We start from the raw sequence: 20336 nt of genomic DNA, 5'->3' as shown, positions 1-20336 counted from the left end.
TCCTCAGCCGGGCGCGCAGATGTCGTCGGGAGGGCGGAAGGAGCGGTCGTCGGCGGAGTTTCCGTCCGCCTGGACGCGTACGGACTCCAGTTGGCGGAGCAGCGAGTCGAGTCGCTCCGTCGTGTGGTCCCGGAAGAACTCCAGTACCGCCCGGTAGAAGACGTCACGCACCTCGGGCGGCATCACGTCGGACGCGTCGAAGCACAGGGTGCGGGCCCGCGACGTGAGCAGGGAGTCGATCTCCTGCTCGACGGGGTCCGTGGACGCCGTAGGGGGCAGGCCGGCCGGGTCCGGGAACAGCGGCCGCACCGCCGGGCCCGCCGCCTTCCGCCAGAGTTCCCGCCCGGCCGGGCCGGACAGCCGCTCCACGAGTTCCTGGGCCGCCGGGTCGTCGCTGAAGACGGCGGCCATGTCGCCCGCGACCTCGTATGCGTCCCGGTATTCGGACTGTCCGTCCAGGAAGCGGGCGGACGGTTCCACCCGGATGTCGTCGCCCGCGTAGACGTACCGGATGAAGGCGCTCTGGTGTTCGTGGGTGCAGTCGAAGCCCGGGGAGTCGAGCAGACCTCGCGGCAGTCCACCGGGTTGTGGTGTGCCTTCGTACGACGTGGTCAGGGAGCGCTGGACCGACGTCCGGGAGCGGTCGCCGAGGAGTCGCGCCCAGGTCTTCCAGGCCCGTTCGACCGCCGGGTCCTGCCAGCTCAGCCTGCCCGTGGCCCACTCGTTGTAGCGGTCGGGGCCCGCCTGGTGGAGGAGGATGTCCTCGATCCAGTCCGTGCCGGGCCAGCCCGAGGTCTGCTGCGAGGCGAGCCCCACGCACCACTCCGGGTCCTCGGAGGAGGTGCCCTCCTTGCTCCACACGAGACTCTTCAGGTCGACTTTCAACGGCACCCAGTACGTCCGTCGTCTGCTGTCCACGAGCAGGGACGGCGCCCACGGCGGATAGGCGCGCTCGGCGGTCGCCTCGGCGAGCGGTCTGAGTTCGTCGCGGCGGGCGTACTCGGTGAGTTCGCCGATGCTGTTGAGGATCGCCACGTCCGGTGGGGCCTCCGCCTCCAGTTGTGAGACGAGTGTCTCGCGCAGTGAGCGGGTTCCTTCGTAGGTGTACGTCCGTCCGGTGCCGTCGTCCAGCTTCCGCAGGGCCGCCTCGAAGGCCAGGGCCTCCTCGCCGGTCCAGGGGCCGAGGACGACCAGCGGGTCGGGGGCGTCCGGCGCACAGCCGGGAACCAGGGCGAGGAGGCAGGCCGCGAGAGCGGCACACAGGACACGGCTCATGAGACGGCTCCCGGGCGGGTCACGACGAGGTACTCGCGGCGGTATCCGTGCAGGGCGCCGCCGGCGAGGGCCGCGCAGGCCAGTCCCGTGGGGAACACGAACGGTGCCGCTCCGTCCAGGAAGGCGAGCCGTCCGTCGGCCAGACCGTCGTCGATGCGGGACTCCAGCACTTCGACGGCTCCCGGATCGGGGCCGTCGAACGGGCGTTCCTCCACGATCGACTCCGTTTTCGGCGAGGTCCGTGCGGCGAGCGCGTCCGCCACCGGGACCGCTCCTTCCTGGGCGTGCTGCGAGAGCAGCGCGTCGGCCGTCAGAAGCGGCAGGGTGAGCAGCGGCAGGGAGGCCGCGGCGAGGGGAATGCTGAGCCGGATCCGGAAGCGGCTGCGCAGGAAGGACACGGTCCGCCAGAGACCGGCGGCGAGCAGCAGGAAGGCGAGCCCGGAGACGACCGCGGCGGTGATCACGCCCGTGCCCCAGGCGGCCCGGTCCGCGAGCCGCTCGCGCAACCTGTCCTCCAGGCCCGACACCCGGTCCACGATCGCGGTCGCGCCGGGGCCGGTCCCGGGCGGGCACGCCGGATAGCGGTCCTCGCCCTCCCCGGTGGTGGCTTTCGTCGAGCAGAGCATGCTGCGCGCGTACGTCAGTTCCGCGTCCCGCAGGACCGGGTCGGTCGCGTGGCCCTGCGCCCGGCCGATCCAGCCCGTGTAGTCGACGACCAGTGCGGACGCCACGCGCAGGTCCTGCTCCTCGGCGACGGTGAGCGCCCCGCCACGTGTGACCTGGTTCAGGCGCTGTGTCGCCCGCGCGATCCGGGTGCGGTACCGCTCGCTGAGCCCGCCGAGCTCCGCCGCCCGCCCTTCGTCGAGGCTCTGCTCGGCCTCGCCCTGCGCGATGAGCAGCGAGGCCTTGGCGTCCGCGAGGTCGACGAGCGCGGGCGCCACCCGGTCCCGTACGTACGCGGAGTCACCGCGGACGTCCGTGTACGCCCACCCGAACGCCCCGAAGGCCACCACGGCGAGCAGCGGCACCGCGACCAGCCGGTCCCGCAGATACGCGCGGTTGCGGCGGCCGGCGGTCGACGGCCAGGCGTAGCGCCGGATCCGGCGGGCGAGTTCGGCGGTTACGGCGGCAGCGGCCCGTCCGAGGCGGGCGGCGGCCGGTGCGAGGGCGCCGAGGCGGCCGCCCGGAGCCAGTCGGCGAGTCTCTTCCCGAGCCATGGGCTGTCCCTGTGGTGTCGGAAGGCGAGCGGACGGACCTCGTAGGCGCGGTCCAGGAGGATTTCGGCGACGGCCGCGTCCTCGGGGGCGGCGGAGCGGGCGGCCTGGTGGGCGAGGGTGAGGTAGAGCCGGGAGAGGTCCCTGCGCAGGCCGGGCTCGTCGGGCGGCAGGCCCAGCCGGGAGTCGGCGTCCGCGGCCAGGGCGGCGAGTTCCGTCGCGTCGAGGGCGCCTCGCGCGAGCGCGCCCTGCACGGCCTCCCACACTTCGAGGGTCAACCGGGTCCGGGCCTCCTCACCGGTCAGCCCGTGCGCGTGGAAGAGCAGGGCCAGTCGTCGCAGCACCTCGCGCAGCCGCTCCGGGAGTTCTCCGCTCCGCTCGGCGGTCCGCACCTGCTCGATGCCGATGCGAACGGCCGCCGTGCGGGCGGCAGTTCGATGCCGGGAGTGCTGCGGCACCGCGTCCAGTTCTCGCACGGCCTGTTCCCGCGACCGCTCGCCGCCCAGCGCGAGGCGGGACCGTGCGGCGCCGAAGGCCGCGCTGCCCAACGACGGGTTGCGCAGCCGCACCGCCTCGTAGAACGTCAGTGCCTCGTGCCATCGCCCGAGGCGCTCGGCGCAGTACCCGAGGGCCAGTTTCGGCGCGTACTCGCCGGGGATCGCGGCGTACACCCGGTCGAAGTGCCGCCTGGCGACGGCCACTTGGTCCCGGGCGAGCGCGAGCAGTCCGCGGTGCCAGTCAAGTCGCCAGTCGTACGGGGCGTGTTCGGGCCCGACGGACTCCTCGGCGGCCCACAGTTCCCGTTCGGCGGCGTCGGGTCCGTCGCCTGTCCTGAGGCGCAGGCGGCAGCGCAGCAGATGGACCTCGGTGGAGTCCCGCCAGTCCCCGGTGTGCTGGAGGAGCGCCTCGGGGGCGGCGTCGGCCAGTCTGCTCAGCTCGGCGTGGTGGCTGTCGTGGCGATCGGGGCGCGGGACGGGCAACCGGTACGCGACCTCGTCGGGTGACGGTGGCGCGTACGGCGAGGGGGCGCCCGGCGCGGCCCAGTGGGCGAGGGGCGGCGCGGATCCGAGGGCGCCGTCGAGGGCGTAGGCCGACCGGAGGAAGAGCGGTGAGGGTTCGAAGGTCTCGATGCCGGTCCGCAGGGATCTCAACTCCCGGAAGACACCGCGTAATTGCTCCGCCATCTCGCGCGCGTCGGCGAACCTCTCGTTGCGCTCGCTCCGGGTCGCACGATGCAGCACACGGGCGAGCGAGACCAGCCCGAGTCCGCGGGGAGCGGGAGTGGTCGTCCCCTCGGTCGCCGCAGCCGCCGGGCCGTCCGCGGCACCGGGTCCGGCGAGCCGGGCCAGGTCCTCGGGCGAGGCACCGAGACCGCTCAGCCGCCGCAGTGTCTCCCCCAGGCTGAACAGGTCGTCCTGGCCGGTGGACTCGCCGTTGGGTCCCACCGTCGGCGCCTGGAAGCCCACCGTCGTCAGACCGGGCAGCCCAGTGGCACGAACGCTCCCGACGTCGATGATCTTCGTCGCGGTGCCGTCGTGCATGACGTTGTCCGGCTTGAGATCGCCGTAGACCTTGCCGGGCAGGTCGGCGTGCAGATGCCCGAGCGCGGACAGGATCCGTACGCCGTACGCGAGCACGAACTCGTGGAAGCGGGCGCCGCCGAACTCGTGCGGGTTCAGCCGCGCCCGCGCCCGTACCTCCTCCAGGGTCAGCCCGTCCACGTACTGGAGCACGAGGAAGTCGCCGACGTCGGGGTGATGCCCGTAGTTGAAGACGCGGATGATGTCGTCGTGGCTGAGGTCGACCAGGGCCCGCCGTTCCCGGACCAGGGCGCCCGCGGCGCCCGCCGCCTGCTCGGGGCGCAGGATCTTGATGGCGACCTCCCGGTCGTCGACCTTCGTGTCGAGCGCGAGGTAGACCTTACCCATCCCGCCGTAGCCGAGCGGCCGGATCAGCAGGTACTGCCCGGCGAGCAACTGCCCTGGTGGCAGGGGCAGTTCCTCGGGGTCGATCCCCCGGGACACCGCGCGCTCCAGCAGCGTGATCGTGGGCAGCACGGTCGGGTCGGGGTTCTCCTCGGGGAGTTCGACGCGCGCGGCCCTCGGCGACATCGGATCCCCGGCGACCACGAGCCGCCCCAACGACCACTCGGAGTCCGGCACTTCACCGGACACGCTTTTGCTCGCATCCCCCGCCATGCCTCCCCAGAGTAGGCCCGGGGCCGCCAAATGACTCCTCCTCAGCCCTCGCTCTCCGGATCGCAGCATCCCTCGCGCCGCATCTGGCGGCTGACCTCCAGCCAGTCCTGCGGTGGGCGGCGCCGTACGGAAGGGGACCCGAAGGCGTCGACCAGGTCCGCCTGTTCGAAGGGGATACCGCCGCGCAGGACCGCCGACGTGCGGATCAGGGTGGAGAAGTCGGTGAACGGGTCGCCGTCCACCACCGTGAGGTCGGCGAGCTTGCCCTCCTCCAGCGTGCCCAGGTCGGCGTCCGCACCGAAGACCTGTGCGGGCATCAGGGTGGCGGTGCGCAGCGCCTCGGCCGGTGACAGGCCGGCGCGGTGCAGCGCGCGCAGAGACAGGTGCAGGTGCAGTCCGACCGGGACGAGCGGCTGGTCCGTGCCGAGCGCGACCAGTCCACCGGCGGCGAGGATCCGCCGGTAGACATCCAACTCCCGGTCCAGTGTCGCCAGTTGGGCTCCGGTGGGCGGCAGTCCGGCCTGTTGCCTGACGAGCGCGGTGTCCCACGGCGGCATGAGTGTGGTGACGCGCGGGTCGTCGGCGAGCGCGGGGTCGGCGCCGAGCAGGGGAAGCGCCGTGAACGGGGTGGCGACCAGGTGGAAGTCGGTACGGGTGTAGATCTCCGTCAGGTCCTGGTAGGCCCGTCCGGAGGCGGAGGTGGCGTGCCCGAACTCCAGTCGCTGGGTGGCCTGCAGATGGGTCGTCAGATCCTGGCCGAGCTGTACGCCCGGGCTGCACAGGTGGCTGCCGCTGCGCACCCCGAGCCGGTCGTGCGCGAAGTCGGCGGCCTCCTTCATCACCCAGCCGGGGGCCCGTACGTACGTCTTCACGAAGTCCCAGTCCAGGGCCTTCGCCCGGGCCAGCGAGCGGCGCAGGCCCTCGGGGGTGCGGTGGGCGCGGCCCATGCTGTAGGCGACGCGCGCGCCGTCGAGCATCTCGCCGGTGGCCAGCAGCCGCGGTCCGACGAGGGCGCCGGCGGCGACCGCCTCCCGGATGCGGGCCTGCTCGTAGGCGAAACCGCCGAGCGAGACGGCCGTGGTGATGCCGTACGCGACTTGCAGCGCGGTCTGGCGTCCTCCGTAGGTGGACTGCCAGGGGTGGGTGTGCGCGTCCCACAGGCCCGGGATCACGGTGCGGTCGCTCGCGTCGACCCGGCGTACGGCCGGGCGGCCGGCCCGGTGCGGGGCGACCTCGGCGATGCGGCCGCCGCGGACGACGACATCGATGTCCTCGCGGACGTCCGGCCCGGTGCCGTCCCAGAAGCGGCCCGCGTGCACGACCGTGTCGGCGGGGCGCGGTCTGCGGTAGTCCAGAGGGACGCGGACGGTACGGGCCTTGCCGCCGGCGATGTCGATCAGGCGCAAGGTGCCCGCGGAGAGGTAGAGCAGGGTGCGGGCGTCGGCGGACCAGGACGGGTGGTCGGCGGGTTCGGTGGTGAGCGGGCGGGGCTCGCCCTCGGGGGTGCCGTCGGCGCGCACGGGCAGCAGCCACAGCGCGGACTCTGCGACGACGGCCATCCAGCGGCCGTCCGGGGACCAGACGGGTCCGGAATCGTAGCGGTCGGCGAGGGAGGTGTGCGGAGCGAGGGCGTGCAGGGCGGCGGTACCGGTCGTCGTGTCGACGACCCGGATGAGGTTGTAGCCCTCACGGAAGCGCTGGTTGAGGCGGTTGCGGTCGCACAGGGCCACGTACCGGCCGTCGGGCGACCAGCTGGGGCGACCGGGCAGCCCGCCCGCGCCGAGCGGTGCGGCGAGGACACGTTCGGCGCCGTCGGGCAGGTCACGCACCAGGAGGTTGCCGGACATGTCCAGGCAGGCCAGCCGTGTCCCGTCCGGGGAGAGTGCGGGAAAGACCCGGCCGCCCTCGGCGAGCACGGTCTCCGCACCGGAGCCGAGGTCGCGGCGCCGTACGGCGAACAGGCCGTCGCGGTCGTCGGCGTACACCAGCGCCGTACCGTCGGGTGTCCAGGTCGGCGCCGACACATAGCGCGTCGTGGGGACTTGGAGCACCTTGCGGGGTGGGCGCCCGCCTGACGTGCCGGCGATCCACAGCGCGTTGAGCGCGGCGAAGGCGACGGAGCGGCCGTCCGGTGACAGGGCGGGCAGATGGAACGCGCGGACGGGACGGGCTCCGGTGCCCGCGAAGTCGTACGCCTTGACCCGGTAGTCGGAGCGGCTGACGGGCAGCGTGGCCGTGAACGGGATCTCCTCGCCGTCGTCCGGCGCGTCCGGGTCGGTCAGCCGGAAGTGGCCGTCGATGTTCAGCAGCAGGCGCTCGCCGTCCGCCCAGCGGGGCGGCGCCGGGAGGACGTCACCCGCGACGGCGACCGGGGTGCCGTCGACGACGAGGGTGCAGGAGGCGGCCGGCGCTGCCGTGGTGCGCAGATAGGCCAGGCGCCCGGCGGGCGACACGGCGGGCGTCATGACCTGGGCGCCGGAGCCGTCGGTGTGCTCGGTGGTGACCTGGCCCGAGCCGTCGGCGGCCACCGACGCGATGGTGGTCGCGCGCAGGGTGCCCGGCACGGGGACGGTCGCGCGCACGAACAGCACCCGCTCACCGTCGGGCGACCAGGTCGGGTCGAAGTCCTCCCAGGCGCCGCCCTGCCCGGGACCCGGCTGGCCGGGACGCCCGGTGAGCCGCGTCAGCGCACCGGTGCGCACGTCCACGACCCAGACGCGGTACGGGGCACCGGTCACGGTGTCGCCGCCGCGCTCGGAGGCGAACGCGATCCGGGTGCCGTCCGGCGACCAGGCCGGCCCTCGGTCGTCCCACGGCCCGTCGGTGAGCTGCCGCAGCCCGGTGCCGTCGGACCGCAGCGTCCAGAGGTGGAAGCCCCCGCCCCGGTAGGCGCAGACGACGAGACGGCTGCCGTCGGGCGAGAACTGCGGGCGGGCGGGTTCGAGGCCGGGCGAGGTCAGCGCGACGGCGGTGCCTCCGCCGCGCGGCACGGACCACAGCACGTTCTGCACCTCGGCGACCAGCCGGTCACCGGCGGGAGCGAGGGTCGCGGAACCGCCCGTGGCGGCGGTGAAGGTGAGGATGGTCGCCTGACCGGGCTCGGCGGACGCGATCGGCGTACCGACGCCGGCGAGAGCCGTGGCGCCGGCGGTGGCCTGGAGGAATCTGCGGCGGGAGAGCGGGCCGAACCGGGTGTCGTCCGAGGTACTGGAGGTGTCTTGGGCGTCCAAGTGAGCTCCCGGTGCGAGGAGTTGACGTATCGGCAGGAAACGGCCAGTGGGAAAAAATGTACGGGGCAGAGCCCGTTTCCGGGTTCTGCCCCGATGCTTCTCGGCCGGTCGTCACCCGATCCCCGGACGCTGCGGGCAGGGTGTCAGCAGCAGCGGCTCTGCGGGTGGGTCTCCCGGTGCCGGGTGCGCAGCACCTCGTACTCGCGCCGGGTCGGCACGGGGGTGTGCGGGTGGTGGCCTCGGTGACGCTCGCAGTGGCGGTCGTACTCCGCCTCTCCGGTCAGTTCACGCAGGTACCAGCGCACGTGCCGGAACACGCCTCGTGCCCAGCGCCGGACGGTCATGAGCGGGCCCCCACCAGCGGTTCGGCGGCCTCCTTCGTCAGGTCGATGCGGGACTCGACGTACGGCGTCTCGGTCGTCGGGAGCGGGACGGGCGAGCGTACGGCCCGTACGCACACCACGGCCGCGTTGGCGATGACCACCGTGACCAGCAGCAGGAACAGGGCGATCAGGACGCCGTCGACCGTGGAGTTGGTGACCACGGTGTGCATGTCGTCGAGGCTCTTGGCAGGCGGCAGGACCTGGCCGGCGTCGATGCCGTCGGCGTACTTGGCGCGCTGGGCGAAGAAACCGACCCGGGGGTCGTCGGAGAAGATCTTCTGCCAGCCGGCGGTGAAGGTGATCGCGACCACCCAGGCGAGCGGAACGCCAGTGACCCAGGCCCAGCGCAGCCGTCCGGACTTGATCAGGACCGTCGTGCAGACGGTGAGGGCGATGGCGGCCAGCAGCTGGTTGGCGATGCCGAAGAGCGGGAAGAGCTGGTTGATTCCGCCGAGCGGGTCGGTGGCGCCGGAGTGGAGGAAGTAGCCCCAGGCGGCCACGACGAGCCCGCTGCACAGCCAGATGCCGGGCTTCCAGTTGACCCGGCCGATGGGCTTCCAGACGTTGCCGAGCATGTCCTGGAGCATGAAGCGTCCGACCCGGGTGCCCGCGTCGACCGTCGTCAGGATGAACAGTGCCTCGAACATGATCGCAAAGTGGTACCAGAAGGCCTTGAGGGCCGCGCCGCCGAAGATGCCGGAGAAGATCTCCGACATGCCGACCGCGAGGGTCGGCGCGCCGCCTGAGCGGGCGATCAGAGTCTGTTCCTCCACGGCCTTCGCCGCCTGCGTCAGCTGGTCGGGGGTGATGGTGAAGCCGAGTCCCGCGACCGCCTGGGAGGCGGACTCGGCGGTGGTGCCGAGCAGTCCGGCGGGGGCGTTCATCGCGTAGTACAGGCCGGGTTCGAGGGTGGCCGCGGCGATCAGCGCCATGATCGCGACGAACGACTCCATCAGCATGGCGCCGTAGCCGATCATCCGGACCTGCGACTCCTTCTGGATCAGCTTCGGAGTGGTCCCGGAGGCGACCAGCGCGTGGAAGCCCGACAGGGCGCCGCAGGCGATGGTGATGAAGAGGAACGGGAAGAGCGACCCGGCGAAGACCGGTCCGGCGCCCGAGGAGGCGAAGTCGCTCACCGCGTCGGCGCGCATGACCGGCGCGGCCACGATGACGCCGACCGCGAGGAGCGCGATGGTGCCGATCTTCATGAAGGTGGAGAGGTAGTCGCGGGGAGCGAGCAGCATCCACACCGGGAGGACGGAGGCGACGAAGCCGTATCCGACGAGACAGAAGACCAGAGTCGTCGGGCTGAGGGTGAACGTGTCGGCGAGGGAGGAGTTCTGGATCCAGCTGCCGCCGACGATCGCGAGCAGCAGCAGTGCGACCCCGATGAGGCTGGTCTCGACGACCCGGCCGGGGCGGACGATGTGCATCCAGAAGCCCATGAACAGGGCGATGGGGATGGTCATGGCGACGGAGAAGGTGCCCCACGGGGAGTGGGCGAGGGCGTTGACCACGACCAGGGCCAGCACCCCGAGCAGGATGATCATGATGGCGAACACCGCGATCAGCGCCGCCGCGCCGCCCGCCCTGCCGATCTCGTCCCGGGCCATCTGCCCGAGCGACTTGCCGTCCCGCCGCATGGACAGGAACAGCACGATCATGTCCTGCACCGCTCCGGCGAAGATCACCCCGGCGACGATCCACAGGGTGCCGGGCAGGTACCCCATCTGGGCCGCGAGTACCGGCCCCACCAGTGGTCCGGCGCCCGCGATCGCGGCGAAGTGGTGGCCGAGGAGCACCCGGCGGTCGGTCGGCTGGAAGTCGACGCCGTCGTCCAGGCGTTCGGCGGGGGTGGCCCGGCTGTCGTCCGGCTTCAGCACGCGCCGGACGACGAAGCGGGAGTAGAAGCGGTAGGCGATGGCGTACGAGCCGAGGGCGGCCACCACCAGCCAGACCGCGGAGATCTCCTCGCCCCTGGCCAGCGCGAGAACGCCCCAGCCGACCGCGCCGACCAGGGCGACGGTGGTCCACAGCAGGATCGAGCGCGGGGTCATCCGGGAGGGCGGCGACTGCGGGGACGGGGCGGACAGCGGGTCTTCTGGCGTGGGCAGAGCGGATTCGGGCATGGCTGACTTGGGCATGGCGGCTCCTCACCTGGACGGTGACGTTGATGGCTGGGTGCGACGGGTGCGCGCGGCTCAGTGAGAGTTGAGCGAGGGTGACGTGGGTGGCTGACCGACCCGGTCAGGGGTCGCGGTTTTCCTTCCTGGTCAGCGCGTACGCGGCGAGCAGGCACAGTCCGCTCCCCGGCACCCAGGCGAGCTGGTACCAGTAGAAGAACGGTGTCCCCGCGAGATGCGGGCCCTCACCGGCGTACCAGGGGACCCACAACAGCCCCGCCGCGGGCGCGAGGAGCAGTACGGCGGCCGTGACGTGCCGTAGCCGTTGGTGTCCGGTCCGTGCCATGACCTGCGCTCCTCTCCCGCTCGCTGTGGGTCTGTGCAAGAGTTGCGCACCCGCCGGAAGTGGTTGACAGCGAATTTCCAGAAGATTTCCCGCCGGTTGTCTGTCCTCCGAACGGGCCCGCCGCGCAACTCTCGGGCAAGGGCTACAGGCACACCAAGGACGGTGACCCATGGCGGATGCCGCGATGACCGCGACATTCCTCGCCGTGATCGGCGGAGCGTCGCTGCTCGCCGTCACCGCCCGCCGCCTGCGCCCGAACGACCGGCTGCCCTCCCTGGAAGGCTGGGCACTGGCCGACCGGAGCCTCGGCCCCGGGTGGACCTGGATGCTGCTCGGCGGCACGATCTTCACCGCGTACACCTTCACCGCCGTCCCCGGACTGGCGTACGGCAACGGCGCGCCCGCCTTCTTCGCGGTGCCGTACACGGTGATCGTCTGCCCGCTCGCCTTCGTGCTGCTGACCCGGCTGTGGGCGGTGGCCCGGCGGCACGGTTACATCACCGTCGCCGACTTCGTGCGCGGGCGGTACGGTTCGCCGCCGCTGGCCCTGGTGGTCGCGCTGACCGGGATCCTCGCGACGATGCCGTATCTGGCGCTGCAACTCCTGGGCATACGGGCGGTGTTGACCGCCGGAGGCCTCTATCCGCAGGGTGCGGCCGGGGACCTGGTCATGGTGGCCCTCTTCGCCGGCCTCGCGGTGGCGACGTACCGGCACGGGCTGCGCGCGCCCGCCGTCATCTCGGCGCTGAAGGCGGTGGCCGTCTTCGTGTCGCTCACCGCCGTCTGCTGGCTGGTCCTCGACCGGCTCGGCGGGCCCGGCGCGGTCTTCGACGGGGCGGCGCGCAGGCTCGGCGGCACAGACGCCGCGAACTCCTCTCTGCTCCTCTCCCCCGGCCAGCAGCCGGCCTACGCCACGCTCGCCCTGGGCTCGGCCCTGGCCCTGCTGATGTATCCGCACGTGCTCACCGCCGGTTTCGCCGCCGACAGCACCCGCACCGTCCGCAAGGTCACCGTGGCGCTGCCCGCGTGGACGGCGCTGCTCGCGCTGTTCGGCTTCCTCGGCATCGCGGCCCTGGCGGCGGGCGTACGAGCGCCGGAGGGCGGCGCGGAGGCAGCGGTGCCGATGCTGGTCGACCGGTTGATGCCGGGGCCGCTGGCCGGTCTGGTGTTCGGCGCGATCGTCGTGGGGGCGCTGGTCCCTGCCGCCGTGATGTCGATCGCGGCCGCCACCAGCTTCGTACGCAATGTGTATGTCGAGTACGTGCATCCGACGGCCACGCCCAAGCGGCAGGTGCGCATCGCCAAGGCGGTGTCGCTCACCGCGAAGGTGGGCGCGGTCGCGTTCGTGTTCGGACTGCGCGACCAGGACGCCGTCAACCTCCAACTGCTCGGCGGTGTCTGGATCCTGCAGATCTTCCCGGCCGTCGCGGTCGGGCTGTTCACCGGCCGGCTGCATCCGCGTGCGCTGCTCGCCGGGTGGGCCACCGGTATGGCGGCCGGCACCTTCATGGTGGTGCGCGAGGGCTTCTCGTCCATCGTGCCCTTCGGCCCCGCCGACCAGCCCCTCCAGATCTACGCCGGTCTGGCCGCCCTCCTGCTCAACCTGGCCGTCGCCGTCCTCGGCACGGCGGCCCTCGAACGTCTCGGCGTCCCGCGCGGCGCCGATGCGACCGACCTGCCGTCCCGCCTGACCGTCAGGCGACGCCCCGAGACGGGAGCGAACCACCCGTGAGACGCAGACAGCACACGCCCTTGCCGGTGATGCCACCGGTGGCCGCGGCCCTGGCCGAGCCGGCCGTCACCGCGCCGACCGTGCCACGGCCCGCCGCCCCGAGCGAGGCCCTCGCCCCTGTGCCCGGCGATCCGGCCGAGGCCGAACGGGAGGCCGCCCTCGCCGGCCTCTTCGAGCTGCACTACGCCTCGATGCTGCGGCTGGCCGTCCTGCTCGGCGCCGACGACCCGGAGAACGTGGTGGCCGAGGCCTACTACCAGCTCTACCGGAAGTGGCGGCGGCTGCGGGAGACCGAGGCGGCGGAGGCGTATCTGCGCTCCACCGTGTGCAATCTGACCCGGATGCGCATACGCCACCTCCAGGTCGCCCGCAGACACGTGGAGAACCCGCCCCCGCCGGACGACGTGGTCACCTCCGCCGAGAACACCGCGATCCTCCACGACGACCAGCGTGTACTGATCAACGCGCTCCAGCAGTTGCCCGCCCGGCAGCGCGAGGCGCTCGTCCTGCGCCACTGGCTCGGCCTCAAGGAGAGCGAGATCGCCGCCGCCATGGGGATCTCCTGCGGCTCCGTCAAGACGCACACCGCACGCGGCATCGCCGCCCTGACCCAGGCGATGGAGACCCGGCGATGAACGACACCAGCCCGGACCGGGCCGACAAGGACCTCGAAAACTCCGAGCAGTTGGCGGACTCGGCGGACTTCAACGAACGGGACCGCACGGAACGGGAGTTGCGGGCCGCCCTGGAGACGCTGGCGGGCGGAGTGAGCGCCTCGCCCGACGCCTACCGCACGGCGCGCGGTGACTGGCTGCGCCGCGAGCGACGCCGCCGGCTCGTCCTCGCGGTCCTGATCGCCGTGGTCTTCACGCTCGCCACGCTGATCGGCCTGTGGGTCCTCAACCAGGCACCGTCCGACCCCGGGGTCATCTTCTCGGGCGCCGGGGGCACGGCCGCCTCGGACGGGGTTTCCGGCTTCTCACCCTGATCGTCGCCGCCGGCACACAAGAACCGTCAGACCCATTGACGCTTTGCTCGCCCTTTGCCAAACTCGCCGTCCCCCACAGCGTGAATCGATTCAGTCGAATTGCATCGAATCGATTCCGAGACAGGACGGACTCCCCCATGGGACGCAGAGCCGCTCTCCTTGCCACCGCCCTCCTGACCGCCGCCGGTGCCCTCACCGCACCGGCCACCGCCACCACTGCCGTTGCCGCCGCCTGCGGCGAGGGCTCCTACCAGGCCGAGGCCGTACTCAACGGCAGCACCTGGACAGCCCGCCGGGGCAGCAGCACCGTCTACACCGGCACCGACCTGCGCGCCGCCGTCCAGGCGGCCGTCAACAGCCTCACCGCGGGCCGCACCGCCAAGGAGCGGGTCGTGGTCCGCGGTTCGGGCTCGATGTCGGCGGGCTCACGCATCTCGCTGCCCAGCTACACCACCCTCGACGTCTGCGGCACCATCAACGTCACCGGCACCGGTTCCGGGGACCAGGCCCCGGTCTACTCCCGCGGCACCCGCGACATCGAGGTCCAGCATCTGAACCTCACCGGTGCCCCGCTGTACGGCATTTTCCTGCGCAACGTGCAGAACGTGGTCCTCGGCCAGCTCGACATGCGCCTGTCGGCAGGGCTCGGCGTACGCATCGACAACCGCGGCGACACCAGTCAGTGGACGAGGAACGTCCGCATCGACAACGCGTACGTCTCCGGCGCCTCCAGCCACGCGGTCGAGACGTACGGCGTCGACGGCATCACCATCGGCACGGTGACGGCCCGTAACGTGGGCGAGTCCGGGCTGCTCCTCAACCAGACGATCAACGCCACCGTCACGAAGGTCGACGCGGAGAACGCCGGTACCGGAACCGGATACGCGGCCTTCCGCATGGCCAACCGCAACGGCCGCGTCGGGAGCGGCTACCCGACCAACATCCGCGTCGGCGAGGTCGTCGCGCGCGGCGGCGGACGCGGCGTCTTCTGTGTCTCGGAGAGCGGCGGCGCGGTCATCGACAGGGTGACCCTCTCCAACACCGGCAACAACGCGGTCCTGATCGAGAACTGCTACAACGTGAACCTCGCCGCACAGAGCGGCACGGTCACGGGCGGCGGCGAGATCCGGCTTGCGGCACGCTCGGAGTTCCCGAACAACGCGGACATCACCGTCCAGAACCTGACGGTGACCAACTCCTCGATCCGGGAAAGCCCCTGCGGCACGAACACGACGTTCCGCGCCAACACGTTGGTCAACAGCTCCCAGTCGATCTGCTGAACCCGGGCCCGCGGAGTCAGCGTCCGGCGAACTGGACCCGGGTGGGCTGCACGGCGTCCGGCCGGATCGCGATCCCGTCGACGGTGAGCCGTTCCCCGAAGATGTCGGTGACCCTGATCGCGCCGCCGCACCCGGTGCCGTCCTCGGAGAGGAAGTAGTTGTACTCGGTACGGGCCAACTGGCGCCAGTCGCCGCCGACCTGGACCTCCAGCCGGGCCACCGGATTCCGGTGACCGATCACCTGGATACCGCACCAGTAGGGAGAGGAGCCGGTCTTGTACCGGATCGACATCGTGCCGGCCGAGTCGGGGCTCACCAGCGTCCAGGTGATCGGGATCCGGCCGCGCACGGGGTCGGCGAGCTTGGCGAAGGCCTGTGCGCTGAGGTCGATCTGGCCCGGCGCGCAGTCCCCCGGGCACTCGTTGGTGATGCGGACCGTGATAGAGGTCCCGTCGGCGGCGCGGACGCGCACGTACGCCCCGCACGCCTTGGCCGTCTCGTAGTCGGTGGAGTTCATCGCGGCGGTCATGACGTCACCGCTCGCGTCGTACAGACAGGCGCCGGTGCCGTCCGTGTCGTAGAAGGTGGCGACGCCCTCGTAGGTGACGCCGGGGCGTATGCGCCCCGCCAACGACCCGGCGGCGGGCGCCGGTTGCGGGGTCGGCGTGGCCGCGGGCTTCGCCGACGCGGCACCCGCACGCGGGGACGCCTTGGGCGGGGTGGCCTTGGGCGACGGCTTCGGCGATGCGCCGGTAGGGCGGGGAGACGGAGTCGGCGACGCGGTCGGGGACCCCGACGCGGGCGGGATGTTCGCCCCCGTACCGGCGACGGGTTTGGCCGCGGTGCGATCGTCGTCGTCATCGCGGTCGGGCAGGAGCACGAGAGCCAGGGAGACGACGATGAGCGCCGCTGCCGCGGACAGGAACAGCCACCGTCTACGCACCGGACCTCCTTGACGGCCGCCACACGTTGTCGTGGGCGACAGGGAGCGGCGATCGTGTCAGACCAGGGAGCACGGCGACAAGCCCGGGATCGGGGCGCGGTCGGAGCCGCGGGGACGCATCCCGCCCTTCTTCTCCGAACCGGCAGCCAACGACGAGTGGGTATGGGGGCCGCCGTCGCTGCCATGGACCCTCGCCCTTGCCCCGATCTCCGTCGTCGCCCTAGCCTCAATTTGTGCCGTTGATAAACAAAGCCCGAACGCACAACGCCGTGCAGGCCAACCCCCTCACCCGGCTCCGTATCGCCCTCAGCGTCTTCTTCGCCCTCGACGGCTTCGTCTTCGCCGGCTGGGTCGTCCGCATCCCCGCCATCAAGGAACAGACCGACGCCTCCGCCACCGCGCTGGGACTCGCCCTCCTCGGCGTCTCCGCCGGTGCGGTGATCACGATGATGCTCACCGGCCGCCTCTGCCGCCGCTACGGCAACCACCCGATGACGGTGATCTGCGGCATCCTGCTCTCGCTCAGCGTCTCGCTGCCACCGCTCACCCACTCGCCGGTGACACTCGGTGTCGTCCTGTTCGTGTTCGGCATGGCGTACGGGGGCATCAACGTCGCCTTCAACAGCGCCGCCGTCGACCTGGTGAGGGCCCTGCGGCGGCCCGTCATGCCCAGCTTCCACGCCGCGTTCAGCCTCGGCGGCATGGTCGGCGCCGGACTCGGCGGACTGGTCGCCGGGGTCCTGTCCCCCACGCAACACCTGTTCGGCCTCACGGTGATCGGGCTGCTCGTCACCGTCCTGGCAGGCCGCACCCTGCTGGACGTCCAGCCCCCGACACCATCGGAGAGCGCCTCACAGACGAAGTCCCGGCCACGCCGCCTGGACACTCACACACGCCGGCTCGTCATCGTCTTCGGCCTGATCGCCCTGTGCACGGCTTACGGCGAAGGAGCCCTGGCCGACTGGAGTGCCCTGCACCTGGAGCAGGACCTGCACGCCTCACCGGGCGTCGCGGCGGCCGGCTTCTCCTGCTTCGCGCTCGCCATGGCCATCGGCCGGTTCACCGGCACGAGGATGCTCGAACGACTGGGCCAGACCCGCACCTTGGTCTCCGGCGGCGCGACCGCCGCAGTCGGCATGCTCGTCGGCGCGCTCGCTCCATCGCTGTGGGCGGCGCTCCTCGGCTTCGTTGTCACCGGGCTCGGTCTCGCCAACCTCTTCCCCATCGCCGTCGAACGGGCGGGCGCACTGGCCGGCCCCGAGGGAGTCGCGATCGCCTCCACGCTCGGTTACGGCGGCATGCTTCTGGGGCCGCCCGCCATCGGCTTCATGGCGGACTGGTTCTCACTTCCCGCCGCCCTCACGAGTGTTGCCGCACTGGCCGCCACGGCAGCCGTCATCGGACTCGTCACCCGACGCGCGGCAGAGCACTGACGCCACGCCCTGGTGAGACGGTCCTTGACGGCGCCTGTCGGTTCGCGGGCTCAGCTCTCGGCCGGGGTGAGCACCACGAAGTCCGCGTTCGACGGGTCGAGGCAGACGGCCAGCCGGCCGACCCCCTCCGCGTCCACCGGTCCCATCTGCACACTGCCGCCGTTCTCGGTGACCGCGGCGACCGCGGCGTCGCAGTCGGCCACGGCGAAGACCGGATGCCAGTACGACCGCCCGCCCGCCACGGCGAGGTCCTCCGTGCCGAGCTCCATGAGGCCGCCCTGCATACGCTCCTCGGGAAGCCCGGCAGGGGTGATGAGGGTGTACGTGCCCCCGGCGCCGCCCGGCATCTCCATGTCGCTGAAACGCCAGTCGAAGACACCGCCGTAGAACGCCTTGGCGGCCTCGGCGTCGCTCGTGTACAGCTCGGTCCAGGACAGGGAGCCCGGCTCGTCCGCCAGCTCGAAGCCCGAGTTCGTCCCCGCCTGCCAGACCGCGAACTGGCTTCCCGTCGGGTCGGTGTACTGCGCCATCCGACCCCAGTCGTCGAGGTCTCTCGGTGCCACCCGCACCGTGCCGCCCGCGCGCTCCACGGCCTGGGTCGTGGCGTCCGCGTCGGTGACGCTGTAATAGATCATCCAGGCCGAACGCGCACCCTCCTCGGTGAGTCTGCCCAGCCCGGCGACGACCTTTCCGTCCCTCCGGAACATCCCGCCGTCCATGTCCTCCCCCGCGCCCATGGACTCGTACTCCCAGCCCAGCACCGCGCCGTAGAAGGCGGCGGCCGCCCGGACGTCCGGGGCACCGAGGTCGAGCCAACAGGGGGAGCCAGGAGCGAGGTCAGTGGTGATCACGGCGATTCCCTTTCGCAGATCTTTGTCACCTCAGCCTGACACCCGGCACTGACAATCGCGCGTCGGAGTCGCACCGGCCGCCCGGTGGTGCTGTCAGTCCGACGTCACCTCCGCTGTGGCGGTGAGAACGCCATGCGGCACGCGGCTGATCAGGTCCAGCAGCGCGTCGTGCTCGTCGTCGCGTGAAGGTGCTCAGGGGCAGGTAGGCGGCCTCTCCGCCGGCTGCGGGGTCGAAGGCCCCGCCCGGAGGGAGCCGGCCGAAGTGTGACCGCGGCAAGGGGCCGACGAGGGGTTCCTCGACCCAGGGCCGGGCCACGGCACGTCCGCCGTACAGGACCTCGGCGCGGTAGTGGGGAAACCGGGCGGACCTACGCGACCCACCCGCCGGTGAGCGGCCCCGGACGGTCGCACGTGCGCCTGACCTGGGAAGGTCGCAACTGGGCGGCCCTAACAGTCCGTTGCGCCCCTCCCGAGCCCCGGACGATTCACTCGGCGACGCGGTACATGGTCTCGTCGAAGTCGGCGGGCAGTCCCGCGCCGGTCAGGTCCCAGGCCCACAGGCCGACGAACGCGCCGGTGAATCCAAGGGACCGGATCTGTCCGTCCACGATGTCCTCGGCGTGCTCGTCGGACAGCACGGTGGCATCGAGGGACGGGCCGAGGGGGCGCCAGCCGGGGCCGGTGTCGTAGCGGAAGCGGAGGGCGGCGCCGTCGAGGTCGAGGCCGAGCCGGAGCCTGGTGGTGTCGCCGAGGTGTACCTCGCCCGCTTCGTCGACGCTCACCGCGCCCCGGTCGCAGCTCGCCACGCGGAGCACCGCCCGGCCGCGGTCGTCGGCGGTGAGATGCAGGTAGTACCAGTTGGCGGAGTTGTAGTAGGCGGTGATCCCGGCCAACTGCTGGACGCCGTACGGCCGGTACTCCACCGTCGCCTCGAACGCGCAGCGCGCGGCGGTCACCCGGCGGGCGACCAGACTCGCGCCGGTCAGGCTCTGCGGTGAGCGTCCGCCGCGCAGCCGCAGATGGGAGGGGCGCTCGGTGAGGGAGAGCCAGTCGGGGGCGGCGGGGCGGCGCAGGGTGGACCAGTCTGGGCCGAGGGCCGGCCGGTCGAAGCCGTCGTACTCCCTCGGGCGCGGGTCGCCGTTACCGTGGGGTGCGTCCTCGGGGTCGGCGGGCGGCAGGGCCGGGGCGGGGATCTCGACGGAGGGCAGGCCGGTCGGGGTGCGTGGCCAGCCCTCGGCCGTCCAGGTGACGGGGGTGAGCGCGGTCTCGCGGCCCAGGATGCACGGCCCGTGGCGGCCATGCGGTCGGGCGACGAGATACGCCATGTACCACTCGCCGTCCGGCGTCTCCACCAGGCTGCCGTGCCCGGCCTTCTGGAGGGGCAGGTCCGGGTGGTCGCGGGCGGTGATCAGCGGGCCGAACGGGTCGCGCTCGTAGGGGCCGGTCAGGGCCTGCGAACGGGCCACGGTGACCTGGTGGTCGTAGCCTGTGCCGCCGTCGGCGGTCAGCAGGTAGTACCAGGCGCCCCGCCGGTAGATGTTGGGACCCTCGATCCAGCCGACCTGCGGCGGCAGCACGATCTTCACGGGATCGCCGACCGGGCGGCGCGCGACGCGGTCGTACACCGTCGCCTCCAGGCCCGCCGAACCGCCGTGCCCCGGGCGCCAGTCGTGAACGAGGTTCACCAGCCAACTCTCGGCCCCGTCGTGGAACAGGGACGCGTCGAAGCCGCGCGCGTGCAGCAACACCGGGTCGGACCACGGTCCGTTGATGGACGGGGCGGTCGTCAGGTAGTTGGGGCTGTCGGTGAAGCCGCCCGTGTACGTCGACACGTTGCTGTAGACCAGGTGGAACAGGCCGTCCACATGGCTCAGATTCGGCGCCCACACCCCGCCGGAGTCCGGCCGTCCGGTCAGTTCCAGCAGCCGGGTGCTGTCGAGCGCTCCTCCGAGGGACCGCCACCGCACGAGGTCCCTGGAGTGGTGCAGGCGTACGCCCGGATACCACTCGAACGTCGAGGTCGCCACGTAGAAGTCGGGTCCCACCCGGACGATGGACGGATCGGGGTGCGAGCCGGTCAGTACCGGATTGCGGATGACCCGCGCGGTCGACTGCCGCATCAGCGCTCAACTCCCCCTGGCCCACGCCCGTACAGCCCTGCCTGGCGGCGGACCGGCGATCGAATGATCAAGACATCAGGTGATCAAGAGGGACCGTAGTGTCGAACACGTTCGCAAGCAACGCTCCGTCCGCGGCCGGACCGCTACTTTCTGTAGCCGCGCCCCGATCAGCCACGGCCACCGCGAAACCCGGTTGCCCGGCCGGAACACCACTGCGAGA

Annotated in this window: 15 protein-coding genes; 5 read left to right on the top strand and 10 right to left on the bottom strand. The window is 72.0% G+C overall.

Annotated elements, in window-relative coordinates:
- Positions 1-3 precede the first annotated feature (3 nt).
- From ACH4TV_RS11950 to ACH4TV_RS11920, 7 genes are all read right to left on the bottom strand, one after another.
- Positions 4-1275, bottom strand: a complete 1272-nt coding sequence (locus ACH4TV_RS11950; RefSeq protein WP_398396907.1) for an alpha-glucoside ABC transporter substrate-binding protein — start codon at positions 1273-1275, stop codon at positions 4-6.
- On the bottom strand, positions 1272-2492 hold the full coding sequence (locus ACH4TV_RS11945; RefSeq protein WP_398396905.1) for a hypothetical protein: 1221 nt from the start codon (positions 2490-2492) through the stop codon (positions 1272-1274). Before ACH4TV_RS11945 ends, ACH4TV_RS11950 begins: the two co-directional genes overlap by 4 nt.
- Positions 2396-4687 (bottom strand): tetratricopeptide repeat protein, encoded by a 2292-nt coding sequence (locus ACH4TV_RS11940; RefSeq protein ID WP_398396903.1) that lies wholly within the window; start codon positions 4685-4687, stop codon positions 2396-2398. The genes ACH4TV_RS11945 and ACH4TV_RS11940 overlap by 97 nt, the downstream gene beginning before the upstream one ends.
- A gap of 41 nt (positions 4688-4728) precedes the next feature.
- Positions 4729-7917, bottom strand: coding sequence for an amidohydrolase family protein (locus ACH4TV_RS11935; protein ID WP_398396901.1), 3189 nt, complete (start codon positions 7915-7917; stop codon positions 4729-4731).
- Positions 7918-8060: 143 nt separating this feature from the next.
- Positions 8061-8261: a YbdD/YjiX family protein gene (locus tag ACH4TV_RS11930; RefSeq protein ID WP_398396899.1), complete on the bottom strand. Its 201-nt coding sequence runs from the start codon at positions 8259-8261 to the stop codon at positions 8061-8063.
- The gene (locus ACH4TV_RS11925) at positions 8258-10444 is read right to left on the bottom strand and encodes a carbon starvation CstA family protein (RefSeq protein WP_398396897.1); all 2187 of its coding nucleotides are present in this window, start codon (positions 10442-10444) and stop codon (positions 8258-8260) included. The genes ACH4TV_RS11930 and ACH4TV_RS11925 overlap by 4 nt, the downstream gene beginning before the upstream one ends.
- A gap of 103 nt (positions 10445-10547) precedes the next feature.
- Positions 10548-10769 carry a DUF3311 domain-containing protein gene (locus ACH4TV_RS11920; RefSeq protein ID WP_398396895.1) on the bottom strand — a complete coding sequence of 74 codons (222 nt, stop codon included), beginning with the start codon at positions 10767-10769 and terminating at the stop codon, positions 10548-10550.
- A 169-nt stretch (positions 10770-10938) separates the two neighbouring features.
- Here ACH4TV_RS11920 and ACH4TV_RS11915 point away from each other — a divergent pair, with 169 nt between their 5' ends.
- From ACH4TV_RS11915 to ACH4TV_RS11900, 4 genes are all read left to right on the top strand, one after another.
- Positions 10939-12501: a sodium:solute symporter gene (locus tag ACH4TV_RS11915; RefSeq protein ID WP_398396893.1), complete on the top strand. Its 1563-nt coding sequence runs from the start codon at positions 10939-10941 to the stop codon at positions 12499-12501.
- Positions 12498-13136, top strand: a complete 639-nt coding sequence (locus ACH4TV_RS11910) for a sigma-70 family RNA polymerase sigma factor (RefSeq protein WP_398396891.1) — start codon at positions 12498-12500, stop codon at positions 13134-13136. The genes ACH4TV_RS11915 and ACH4TV_RS11910 overlap by 4 nt, the downstream gene beginning before the upstream one ends.
- Positions 13133-13489, top strand: coding sequence for a hypothetical protein (locus ACH4TV_RS11905; RefSeq protein WP_398396889.1), 357 nt, complete (start codon positions 13133-13135; stop codon positions 13487-13489). Before ACH4TV_RS11910 ends, ACH4TV_RS11905 begins: the two co-directional genes overlap by 4 nt.
- A 137-nt stretch (positions 13490-13626) precedes the next feature.
- On the top strand, positions 13627-14769 hold the full coding sequence (locus ACH4TV_RS11900) for a hypothetical protein (RefSeq protein ID WP_398396887.1): 1143 nt from the start codon (positions 13627-13629) through the stop codon (positions 14767-14769).
- A 16-nt stretch (positions 14770-14785) separates the two neighbouring features.
- On the opposite strand, the gene ACH4TV_RS11895 is transcribed toward ACH4TV_RS11900, so the two are convergent.
- Positions 14786-15712 (bottom strand): expansin EXLX1 family cellulose-binding protein, encoded by a 927-nt coding sequence (locus ACH4TV_RS11895; RefSeq protein WP_398396885.1) that lies wholly within the window; start codon positions 15710-15712, stop codon positions 14786-14788.
- A gap of 269 nt (positions 15713-15981) precedes the next feature.
- Between ACH4TV_RS11895 and ACH4TV_RS11890 the strand changes: the two genes are divergently transcribed.
- Positions 15982-17145, top strand: a complete 1164-nt coding sequence (locus tag ACH4TV_RS11890) for an MFS transporter (protein WP_398396884.1) — start codon at positions 15982-15984, stop codon at positions 17143-17145.
- A 50-nt stretch (positions 17146-17195) separates the two neighbouring features.
- Here ACH4TV_RS11890 and ACH4TV_RS11885 read toward each other — a convergent pair whose 3' ends face one another.
- Positions 17196-17996, bottom strand: a complete 801-nt coding sequence (locus ACH4TV_RS11885) for a VOC family protein (RefSeq protein ID WP_398396882.1) — start codon at positions 17994-17996, stop codon at positions 17196-17198.
- A 485-nt stretch (positions 17997-18481) separates the two neighbouring features.
- A complete protein-coding gene (locus ACH4TV_RS11880) occupies positions 18482-20116 on the bottom strand; it encodes a family 43 glycosylhydrolase (RefSeq protein WP_398396880.1) in 1635 nt (544 codons plus the stop codon).
- Between the last annotated feature and the right edge of the window lie 220 nt (positions 20117-20336).

The organism is Streptomyces sp. NPDC020898, assembly GCF_044333925.1.
In the GTDB taxonomy this organism is placed as follows: Bacteria; Actinomycetota; Actinomycetes; order Streptomycetales; family Streptomycetaceae; genus Streptomyces.
Note: the sequence above shows the minus strand (reverse complement) of the source record. Positions and strands in the feature narration are given on the sequence as shown.